The sequence below is a fragment of the Marinobacterium rhizophilum DSM 18822 genome (assembly GCF_000378045.1).
Taxonomy (GTDB): domain Bacteria; phylum Pseudomonadota; class Gammaproteobacteria; order Pseudomonadales; family Balneatricaceae; genus Marinobacterium_A; species Marinobacterium_A rhizophilum.
On record NZ_KB899115.1, the window covers coordinates 1 to 10,031 of the forward strand.

At 59.7% G+C, this 10,031-nt stretch carries 9 protein-coding genes; 3 read left to right on the forward strand and 6 right to left on the reverse strand.

Annotated elements, in window-relative coordinates; translation table 11 throughout:
- From F451_RS0121545 to F451_RS0121565, 5 genes are all read right to left on the reverse strand, one after another.
- On the reverse strand, nucleotides 1-483 hold a 483-nt coding region (locus F451_RS0121545), incomplete at its 3' end, for a TRAP transporter large permease subunit (RefSeq protein ID WP_020683493.1).
- Nucleotides 480-1,028: a TRAP transporter small permease gene (locus F451_RS26250; protein WP_020683494.1), complete on the reverse strand. Its 549-nt coding sequence runs from the start codon at nucleotides 1,026-1,028 to the stop codon at nucleotides 480-482. The genes F451_RS26250 and F451_RS0121545, both read right to left, overlap by 4 nt.
- 86 nt (nucleotides 1,029-1,114) lie before the next feature.
- On the reverse strand, nucleotides 1,115-2,134 hold the full coding sequence (locus F451_RS0121555; RefSeq protein WP_020683495.1) for a TRAP transporter substrate-binding protein: 1,020 nt from the start codon (nucleotides 2,132-2,134) through the stop codon (nucleotides 1,115-1,117).
- Between the two features lie 55 nt (nucleotides 2,135-2,189).
- Nucleotides 2,190-3,143 (reverse strand): PDR/VanB family oxidoreductase, encoded by a 954-nt coding sequence (locus F451_RS0121560; RefSeq protein ID WP_020683496.1) that lies wholly within the window; start codon nucleotides 3,141-3,143, stop codon nucleotides 2,190-2,192.
- Between the two features lie 153 nt (nucleotides 3,144-3,296).
- Nucleotides 3,297-4,346 carry an aromatic ring-hydroxylating dioxygenase subunit alpha gene (locus F451_RS0121565; protein WP_020683497.1) on the reverse strand — a complete coding sequence of 350 codons (1,050 nt, stop codon included), beginning with the start codon at nucleotides 4,344-4,346 and terminating at the stop codon, nucleotides 3,297-3,299.
- A gap of 446 nt (nucleotides 4,347-4,792) precedes the next feature.
- Between F451_RS0121565 and F451_RS0121570 the strand changes: the two genes are divergently transcribed.
- Complete coding sequence (locus tag F451_RS0121570; protein WP_040880286.1) at nucleotides 4,793-5,521, forward strand: GntR family transcriptional regulator; 729 nt, start codon at nucleotides 4,793-4,795, stop codon at nucleotides 5,519-5,521.
- A gap of 517 nt (nucleotides 5,522-6,038) precedes the next feature.
- Here F451_RS0121570 and F451_RS0121575 read toward each other — a convergent pair.
- Nucleotides 6,039-6,965, reverse strand: a complete 927-nt coding sequence (locus tag F451_RS0121575) for a LysR family transcriptional regulator (protein ID WP_020683499.1) — start codon at nucleotides 6,963-6,965, stop codon at nucleotides 6,039-6,041.
- A gap of 181 nt (nucleotides 6,966-7,146) precedes the next feature.
- Here F451_RS0121575 and aptA point away from each other — a divergent pair, with 181 nt between their 5' ends.
- The gene (gene aptA / locus F451_RS0121580; protein ID WP_020683500.1) at nucleotides 7,147-8,490 is read left to right on the forward strand and encodes an omega-aminotransferase AptA; all 1,344 of its coding nucleotides are present in this window, start codon (nucleotides 7,147-7,149) and stop codon (nucleotides 8,488-8,490) included.
- 42 nt (nucleotides 8,491-8,532) lie between these two features.
- Entirely contained in the window at nucleotides 8,533-10,023 is a 1,491-nt protein-coding gene (locus tag F451_RS0121585) for a CoA-acylating methylmalonate-semialdehyde dehydrogenase (protein ID WP_020683501.1), read from the forward strand.
- Nucleotides 10,024-10,031: the final 8 nt, after the last annotated feature.

The following is a 10,031-nucleotide window of genomic DNA, read 5'->3' on the forward strand; positions in this document are numbered from 1 at the left end:
CGCAATACTGGGCGGAATCATGATCCCCAGGGTACCGCCGGCGGCCAAAGTACCGGTCGCCAGGGAGTCGGCATAACCGTGCTTGCGCATTTCCGGCAGTGCCACCCGCGCCATGCTGGCCGCGGTGGCGACCGAGGAGCCCGAAATGGCCGAGAAGGTGCCGCAGGCCGATACCGCCGCCAGCGCCATGCCGCCGCGCCAGCCGCCAAACAGCGAGCGCGCCGCGTTGAACAGCTCGCTGGACATGTTGGCGTGCGAGGCCAGCACTCCCATGAGCAGAAACATCGGAATCGGGCTGAAACTGTAATTGCTCAGGGTTTCAAAGGGGCCGGCCTCCAGAATCGCGAAGGCCGGATCAAAGGCGATGATGGTGCCAAAGCCGATCACGCCGGTGGCTGCCATGGCCAGGGCGATGGGGCAGCGCAGCGCAATCATCACCAGCATCAGGCCCATGCAGACCAATCCAATCAGGGGAGCACTCATGCCGTTACCTTCTTCTTGCCCATTAATGCCTTCTGGCTCATTAATTCCTTCTTGCCCATTAACTCCAGAACGCCGCAGCTGAAGCCGCGCAGCGCCAGTACACCCAGCGCAAAGGCGGATACCAGATACATCGGTGCCAGCGGCAGCAGCAGATCCTGGGTCAGTTCGCCGCTCAGGCGCGCTGCCTCGGCTGCTTCGATAAAGCGCCAGCACAGCAGGGCGCCGAATATGCCAAAGCAGAAGGTATAGAAGCCGTCGAACCAGCGCAGCGTGCCGGGTGCCAGATTATGGGTGAACAGGTCCACCACGATCTGTCCCTTGTCGACGGCATGGGGGAAAGCAAACAGCATGGAGAACAGCAGGCCGTACTTCACCAGCTCGATGCCCCCCGTAAAGGTCAGGTCAACTGAACCTTCGGTCATGGCGAACAGACTGCGAGTAGCGACATCTACCACCACACTGAGCATCATCAGGACCAGCAGCAGGCCGCTGATCCGGTACAGGATCAGCGCCAGGCCATTGATTGCATTGATCAGCCACGTCATTGGCTATCCTCGCGCAAGGGCTAAAGAGTCCGGCGGGTTAACCGACGACGCCTGTTGACCTCATCGATTAACCTGCCGGGTTTATTTTAGCTTGCGCACCCTTTGCTCAATTCCTGAGCGTGACTATATACCTGCCGGGCCGGCAGACCCTTGGCTTCCAGCTCGCTCAGATAGCTTTCAGTAACGCGGTCGAGCGCCGGCTTCCAGGCACTTTTTAACTCGTCACTGAGCTCGATGATCGGCTGATTCAGCGCCTTGGCATCCTGGATCGACTGCTTGTCGAGATCGTCAAAAATCCTGGCCATGAACTGGGCCCATTCCGGCCCTGAGTGTTGGTCGATGACGGCTTTCAGGTCCGCCGGCATCTTGTCATAGACACCTTTGTTCATCGTCAGCACGAAGCTGAGCGAGTAAAGGTTGAGTTGGGTGTGATGATCCGCCACTTCATTGAGGCGGAAGACCTTGGCTCCGTCCCAGGAGATTGCAACGCCGTCGATCACGCCTCGCTGCAGGGACTGGTAGATTTCGGGTGCCGGCATACCTATCGGCTGAGCTCCCAGGTCCTCCAGCAGTTGCCCGACAACGGTGGTTGGCCGGCGGATGCGAAGGCCTGCAAGATCCTCAGGCTTGGTCACCGACTTGCCTTTCATGTGCAGCTGGCCCGGGCCGTTGGTCCAGACGAAGAGCACATGAGTGTCCTGGTATTCGCCGTTGATATCGCCGTTATCGTACAGTTTCTGCAGCACACAGGAGCCCTGGGCGGCGGAGTCAACCAGGCCCGGCAGCTCGATCACCTGTGTCAGCGGGAAGCGGTTGGCGGTATAGCCCTGGACCGTTGCCGTAACATCGGCAATCTGGCCGACGACGGCATCATAGGCCTTGGCCGCCTTGGTCAGTGTTTGTGCCGAATAGAGTTCTACCTCAATGCGGCCATCGGATGCTTTGGTGAGCGACTCGGCCCAGGCCGCAAGGCCGTTGTGAATATCGGAAGTGCCGGGCCAGGGGTGGGCCAGACGCAGGGTCACGTCTGCCGCCTGTGCCGGGCTCAGGGGGGCAGTCAGGGCGCAGGTGGCGGCGGCGATACCCGCCCATTTTTTCAGGTTCATAGTTGTCGATTCCTATTGTTATGTATTGATCGGCCTGGGTTCTGGTTTTGAGCGCCTAGATATCGAGTACCAGCCTCGGGGTTTTGGCGCGTGAGCAACAGGGCGTGAACTGGTCGTTCATCGCCCGTTCGCTCTCGGTGAGAAAGTAGTCGCGGTGATCCGGTTCACCCTCAATGATCCGGGTCAGGCAGGTCCCGCACACGCCTGACTCACAGGAGAACGGAATTTCAATGTCATGTTCCTCAAGCACCTCGATAACGGTCTTGTCGGCCGGGATTTCGAATACCTGGCCGGTACTGCTGAGCTTGATTTCGAAGCTGCCATCGCTGCTATGGTCGACCGGAGCGGCGGCGAAATATTCGCGATGCACCTGTTCTGCCGGCCAGTTCTGTGCCTGCGCAGTATTGAGCACGTGTTCCATAAAGCCACCGGGGCCGCAGACATAGACATGGGTGCCGGGGGTGGGGGTGGCCAGAAGGCGGGCAGCGTCGAGTTTTTGCGCCGCGTCACCATCATCAAAATGGAACTGCACCTGATTGGCAAAGGCGGATGCCTGGATGCGCTCGATAAAGGCGGTTCGAACCGGAGATCGGGTGCAATAGTGCATCTCGAACTCCGCCCCGGCGTGTGCCAGCCGTTCGGCCATGCAGAGAATCGGCGTGACACCGATGCCACCGGCGAACAACAGGCTGCGCCTGGCCTCGTGGGCTAGCGGGAAGTGGTTACGGGGTTCGCTGATCTGAATTCGGTCGCCTTCGCTGATTTGCTGGTGCATCGCCAGGGATCCGCCGCGCGAAGCCGGATCCTTGAGCACGCCGATTTCGTAGCGATGGCTTTCGTCGGGATGGTTACAAAGCGAGTATTGCCGAATGATTCCATTGGACAGGTGTACGTCGATATGGGCGCCGGCGCTGAACGGCGGTAATGCGGCGCCGTCTGGGCGTGCCAGTTCAAATACGCAGATATCCTCGGCTGCCGTTTTTTTCGGAACAACCACGACTTCAATCATGACAAGGTTCCTGATCCGTTGGTGGTGTATTGGTCCAGCAATGGCGTGTGCCGGGTTCTGAACAGATTGGCGAATCCGTTAACGGCACCGTTGATAACCGCTAGCAGCCTGTCGGGCATGGCCGATCGTAGCGAGGGAAAGGCCGACTGGCTGCTAAAGGCTGGTGCTCTCGATCAGGCGGCGTTCTTCCTTGATGATACGATCCAGGATGCGCCGCGACTGGACGCCGCCGGTATCGATATTAAGTTTCAGCAGCTTGCGTTCAGGGTAGGCCAAAAGATTGGCCTGCTGACGTTCCAGCATCTCGAGATCTTCGCTGAAAATCTGGCCCTGACCTTCACGAATCTGGTCGGTCAAGGCCGCATCTTCCGGCTTGAAGTGGCGCGCCATGCCCCAGAAGTACCAGATCGACGTTTCGGTTTCGGGTGTGATGAAATCCACCACGATGCTGCCGGCCTTGAATTCAGGGTCTGCCTCGTAGCCGCCGTTTCCGGCATGGGCTACGCCGACTTCGATCATCACGTGGCTCGGGGGGGTAAAGCGACAGATCTGCCAGCGATCGACCGGAACATCATCTGCCAGGTGGTTAGCCCGCAGGGCGGCCTGCCAGAATGGTGGCGCTGTGACATTGTTCATGAAGCGGCTGGTGATAACCGTGTTGCCTTCGCTGGTGGTGGCAACCGGTGCTTCGTCAATTTCTTTTTGACCGATGCTGCTGGAGTGCACGTAGGTTTCATGGGTGAGATCCATGAGATTATCGATCATCAGGCGATAGTCACAATTGATATGGAAAAGGCCGCCGCCGTAGGCCCATTCAGGGTTGTTGGCCCATTCCAGCCCCGGAATCCCGGCGGGGTCTGCCAGCGCGGCGTCGCCGGTCCAGACCCAGACGAAGCCGTGACGCTCGACCACCGGGTAGCTGCGGATACAGGGGAAGCCCTGCACGCGTTGCCCGGGCATGGCTGCGGTTTTGCCATCGCAGCCCATTTTCAGGCCGTGATAGCCACACACCAGCAGGCCATCCTCAACATAACCGAGTGACAGGGGGGCGCCACGGTGCGGGCAGAAATCTTCAACCGCGGCCACCTTGCCTTCTGCCCCACGGTAGAAAACGATCCGCTCACCGCAGATCTGGCGGCCGAGTGGCTTGTCGGCAAATTCGTCCGGAGTGCAGGCGACATACCAGGTGTTTTTGGGAAACATGACAGGCTCCTATCTACGACCTTATTATTTTTAATGGATCCAATTTTGCACGGTTATTGATGCAAGTCAATAAAAATAGGAGCTATTGGATCCATTTTGTTTTTCCACGGTCCTCTGCAATGTTTCATCTCTATCTAAGCCGGGTCGGGTTCAGCCGGGTTGAAGAGCCTGTCTGCCGGCTATGGTGTTCGAAATCGGCGGACGATTTATCTGGCAGAACTCATGCCGCCGGGCTTGAGTCTGAGCTGGATGGTTGCGCTATGGGTACGCTGACCTGCATGCCGGAACTCAACGGGTAGGGGGTTATTGGATCCAATTTGATGTTATTCTTAGGGGCTGTTGATGTTGGTGCATATATGCTGCCGGCACTATCAGCAGCCCCTGGTTTCGGTCGCTGATAGCTCGGCGGTCTGATCTATAGCGTTCTGATGTCTTACGAGGTTTCCATGAGCAAACCGGGTCAGCGTGTGCTCAGCACATTGCGGCAAATGATTCTTTCTGGCGAGTTGGCGGCCGGTGAGCGGGTTGCCGAAATACCGACGGCCGAACGGCTCGGCGTGTCACGCACACCGGTACGTATTGCGTTTCGGGCACTGGAGCAGGAAGGACTTCTCATCAAGCTGGAGCGCCGTGGTTACCGGGTGCGCCAAGTCACACCCGAGGAGATCAGTGGATCGGTGGAGGTGCGCGGAGCCTTGGAAGGGCTGGCGGCGCGGCAGGCGGCAGAAAAGGGGCTGACGGCGGAGCAGCGTCAGGGTCTGTTGGAGTGCCTGGCCTGGGGGGATGCATTATTTGTCAAAGGCTATGTCACCGAAGACGATCTTGAAGCCTACCACGACCTGAACAAGCGCTTTCATTCCCTGATTATTGAAGCGAGCGGCAATCCCGCCATCAGCACGGCGCTGAGTCGCAGTGAACATATGCCATTCGCCTCCGTTAGTTCACTGGCCATCGATCGCCATAATCTGGCCCGGGAATATCGCCGCTTCAACTTTGCCCATATGCAGCATCATGCCGCTTTCGATGCCATCGACCATGGTCAGGGCGCACGGGCTGAAGGGATCATGCGCGAGCATGCCAATGCCACCCTGCGATATGCGGAGCTGTTCTGTTCGGAGCCGGACGATACCGGCACGATTCGAGTGATCGGCGGGGAGTTAAAGCCCAGTGACTAGGTTCTGCTGTTAATGACAAGGTGTGCCGTATGAGCCCGCCCGTGGGGTACATGTGCCCCCGTTCTTTCATCGTTTCGCTGAAGGTCGCAATGATATCGGCAGGGATAGTTCGATGAGCGGCCTCTTCGATGCCAAGGCAGATGACGGCCATAGCTAACCGTGTGGTGGTGCACTGCCGGGCTGTTGTTGCGGGCTTTAGTTGCGGGCTTTAACAGGAGCTGGACTTACAGCTACAGATAAGCCAGGGCGTCTAATCTGTTCTGGCGAACGGTGGCGGCCAATCATGCGCGTGGCATCAGGCCGCCGTGGCCGGGTGCGCTGGCGCTGCTGAATTTTGTCACCCTGGTGCTGGCGGATCCTCCCTGGAGCATTACCTGGGCCTATGCACTCGGGGGCGCAAGGTGGCGACGCAACCAGGCTGGAATCCGGCCAGCTCGGCATTCTGGCCGGCGCGGTTTCAGTCAGCCGCCCTGGCCAATGACCTGCCGCAGGATGCCTTAACGGCCGGAAAGACCTTTCAGGCGGCGTCTGCCTCAATCCGCTGATCCAGTTCTTCCAGGTAGCTTTCCAGCACAAGATTGGACGGTGCGCCCTTGCGGGTGATGGCGCTGTACTGGGTGATATAGCGGTATTGCAGGGGGTTTAGCGCGCGCATCAGGCCGTCGCGGATCCAGCGTTCGGCGTAGTGGGTCGGCAGAAAGCCGATGTACTGTCCGGTGAGAATCAGAAAGGCGATGCCTTCGCGGTCGGTGGCGGAAGCGGCGGCCTTGAGCGGTTCATGCAGGGTTTTTACCTGCGGTGTCTGGGCGTAGGCGGGCAGCACGGCGTCGCAGGCGGCCAGGTCATCGGGGGTAATTTCCGCCCGCTCGAACAGCGCATGCTGGTGGCTGCAATACAACAGTGATTCTTCATCGTAGAGCCGGCGGTAGTGCAGCCCGGGCAGCGTCTTCAGCGCCGGTATCACGCCGGTATGCAGACGGCCGTCCAGCACGCCGAGCTCAATCTCGGTGGGGGGGATCATGCGGATATTGATGCGGATGTCGCCACGCTGCTTGAGCGCGTTGAGCGCATTGGTAATGTGCATTTTCGGCATGGTGACCAGGTTGTCGGTGATGCCGATATTCAGTTCGCCCTTGAGCTGGGCATGCAGGCCATTGACCCGGGTGCGAAAGCCCTCGATCGCCGCCAGCAGCTGCAGGGTGGCTTCATACACCTCGCTGCCTTCCTCTGTCAGGGAAAAGCCGCTGCGCCCGCGCTGACACAGGCGCAGCGCCAGGCGGCCTTCAAGGTCATTCATGGCGATGCTGATGGCCGCCCGGCTGATGTTCAGCTCCACCTCGGCGGCGGAAAATCCCCCGCATTCCACCACCTTGCGATAGATGCGCAACAGGCGCAGATCGGTATCGCTCAGCTGGCCGGGCAGCACGGGCTTGCGGGGCTTCATGGCGCAACTCCTTGATTCTTTTGGCGGCTGTTAAGAGTACATCAACACTTGAATGTAAGTTAACTAAACACTTGTCTAAAGGTTAATACGTTTGTGTTTAATTTACAGTGGTGCTTCGGCACACTCGATACATACAGAGTCACCCACCGATCATTGCCGATTTAATAACAAGGGGTATGCCATGTCTGAACTGGATACTAGCAAAACTGCCGGACTCAGCGCCGAGCAGCTCGATGCTTACTGGATGCCGTATACGGCCAACCGGCAGTTCAAGGCCGACCCGCGCATCATCGTCGGCGCCGAGGGTGCCTACTACAAGACGGCCGATGGCCGCCGTATCTTCGACGGTCTGTCGGGCCTGTGGACCTGCGGTGCCGGTCATAACCGCCCCGAAATCGCCGAAGCGGTCTCGAAGCAGCTGCGCGAGCTTGATTATGCGCCGGCGTTCCAGCACGGCCACCCCAAGGCGTTCGAGCTGGCGCACCGCATCCGCGAGCTGACGCCGGCCGGCCTCGATTACGTCTTCTTTACCGGTTCCGGTTCAGAGAGCGCCGATACCTCGCTGAAGATCGCCCGCGCCTACTGGCGCAAGAAGGGCAAGGCCACCAAAACCAAGCTGATCGGCCGCGCCAAGGGCTATCACGGTGTCAACTTTGGCGGCTTCAGCCTCGGCGGTATCGGTGCCAACCGTACGCTGTTTGGCCAGGGGGTCGATGCCGACCACCTGCCCCATACGCTGCTGAAGGAAAATGCCTTTACCCGCGGCATGCCGGAAGTGGGCGCCGACAAGGCCGAGGATTTGCTCGAGCTGATCGCACTGCACGATGCCAGCAATATTGCGGCCGTGATCGTAGAGCCGATGGCCGGCTCCGCCGGTGTTATTCCGCCGCCTGTCGGCTACTTGAAACGCCTGCGCGAGATCTGCGATCAGCACGACATTCTGCTGATCTTTGACGAGGTCATCACCGGCTTCGGCCGCATGGGCTCGATGACCGGCGCCGAAGAGTTCGGCGTGGTGCCGGATATCATGAACGTCGCCAAACAGCTGACCAACGGCGCAGTGCCCATGGGGGCGGTGATCTGCCAGGGCGAGATCTACCAGACCTTCATGGAGCAGGGCGGGGCCGACTACATGCTCGAGTTGCCCCACGGCTACACCTACTCCGGTCATCCGGTGGCCTGTGCCGCGGCGCTGGCGTCGCTGGACATTCTGCAGAACGACAACCTGATCGACCGGGTGAAGGAAATGAGCCCGGTGTTCGAGAACGCGCTGCACAGCCTCAAGGGCACCCGCTATATCAGCGATATCCGCAACTACGGCCTGGCCGGCGCGCTGCAGATTGAAAGCTACCCCGGTGAGCCTGCGCGGCGCCCGTACGAGATCGCCATGAAGTGCTGGGAGAAGGGTTTCTATGTGCGCTACGGCGGCGACACCATCCAGCTGGGCCTGCCCTTTATCGTCGAGCGTGACGAAATCGACCGGGTGATCAATGCCCTGGGCGATGCCATCGGCGAACTCGACTGAGCGACGCGACTACAACGACAACAAATTGACAGAGGCAACAGCATGAACACCATCGGACATCTGATCAACGGCGAAATGCGTACCGACGCCGTCCGTACACAGAACGTTTACAATCCAGCCACGGGCGCCGCCGCACGCCAGGTCGCACTGGCGTCCAAAGCCACCGTCGAGGAAGCCATCACCGCGGCCCAGGCGGCCTATCCGGCATGGCGCAACACCCCAGCGCTGAAACGTGCCCGCATCATGTTTCGCTTCAAGGAACTGCTCGAAGCCAATGCCGAGAAAATCTGCACGCTGATCGGCGAAGAGCACGGCAAGATCTCACACGATGCCGCCGGCGAACTGCAACGGGGCATCGAGAATGTCGAGTATGCCTGCGGCGTGGCTGAGCTGCTCAAGGGCGAGCACAGCAAGAATGTCGGCCCGAACATTGATTCCTGGAGTGAATTTCAGCCGCTGGGCGTGGTTGCCGGCATCACGCCGTTCAATTTTCCCGCCATGGTACCGCTGTGGATGTTCCCGATGGCCATCGCCTGCGGCAACTGCTTCATCCTGAAGCCTTCAGAGCGTGATCCCAGCTCGACGCTGTTTATTGCCCAGCTGCTGCACGAAGCCGGCCTGCCCAACGGCGTCATGAACGTCGTCAACGGTGACAAGGAAGCGGTGGATACACTGCTGACCGACAGCCGTATCAAGGCGGTCAGCTTCGTCGGCTCAACACCGATTGCCGAGTACATCTACAGTACCGCCAGTGCCAATGGCAAACGCTGCCAGGCGCTGGGTGGCGCCAAGAACCACGCCATCGTCATGCCCGATGCCGATATGGACAATGCCGTTAACCAGCTGGTCGGTGCCGCTTTCGGTTCCTCGGGCGAGCGCTGCATGGCACTGTCGGTTGCCGTTGCCGTGGGCGATGCCGCCGGTGATGCGCTGATTGCCAAAATGAAGCAGGCAATGGAAACGCTGAAAGTGGGTGCCTTCACTGACAGCAGCAACGACTTCGGTCCGCTGATCACTGCCCAGCACCGCGACAAGGTGGTCGGTTACATCAACAGCGCCGAAGAGCAGGGTGCCAGGATTGTCGTGGATGGCCGTCACCCCGAGGTGCCCGGTTATGCCGACGGCTTCTTCGTTGGCGGCACGCTGATCGATCAGGTAACGCCGGACATGCTTAGCTACCAGGAAGAGATCTTTGGCCCGGTACTGCAGGTTGTGCGCGTTAACACCATGCAGGAAGCCATGGATCTGATCGACGCCCACGAATACGGCAACGGTACCTGCATCTTTACCCGTGACGGTGAAGCGGCACGCTACTTCTCCGACAATATCCAGGTGGGCATGGTCGGCATCAACGTGCCGCTGCCGGTGCCTGTCGCTTACCACAGCTTCGGCGGCTGGAAACGGTCACTGTTCGGCGATCTGCACGCATACGGTCCTGATGCGGTGCGCTTCTACACCAAGCGCAAGACGGTCACGCAGCGCTGGCCGTCGGCCGGTGTGCGCGAAGGGGCGCAGTTCGCGTTCCCGTCCTGAGTCTGGAA

Excerpts from the sequence above, each read along its gene's own strand:
- F451_RS0121555 (WP_020683495.1), bottom strand. The coding sequence starts at position 2,134 with ATGAACCTGAAAAAATGGGCGGGTATCGCCGCCGCCACCTGCGCCCTG.
- F451_RS26250 (WP_020683494.1), bottom strand. The coding sequence starts at position 1,028 with ATGACGTGGCTGATCAATGCAATCAATGGCCTGGCGCTGATCCTGTAC.
- F451_RS0121560 (WP_020683496.1), bottom strand. The coding sequence starts at position 3,143 with ATGATTGAAGTCGTGGTTGTTCCGAAAAAAACGGCAGCCGAGGATATC.
- F451_RS0121565 (WP_020683497.1), bottom strand. The coding sequence starts at position 4,346 with ATGTTTCCCAAAAACACCTGGTATGTCGCCTGCACTCCGGACGAATTT.
- F451_RS0121585 (WP_020683501.1), top strand. The coding sequence starts at position 8,533 with ATGAACACCATCGGACATCTGATCAACGGCGAAATGCGTACCGACGCC.
- F451_RS0121570 (WP_040880286.1), top strand. The coding sequence starts at position 4,793 with ATGAGCAAACCGGGTCAGCGTGTGCTCAGCACATTGCGGCAAATGATT.
- aptA (WP_020683500.1), top strand. The coding sequence starts at position 7,147 with ATGTCTGAACTGGATACTAGCAAAACTGCCGGACTCAGCGCCGAGCAG.
- F451_RS0121575 (WP_020683499.1), bottom strand. The coding sequence starts at position 6,965 with ATGAAGCCCCGCAAGCCCGTGCTGCCCGGCCAGCTGAGCGATACCGAT.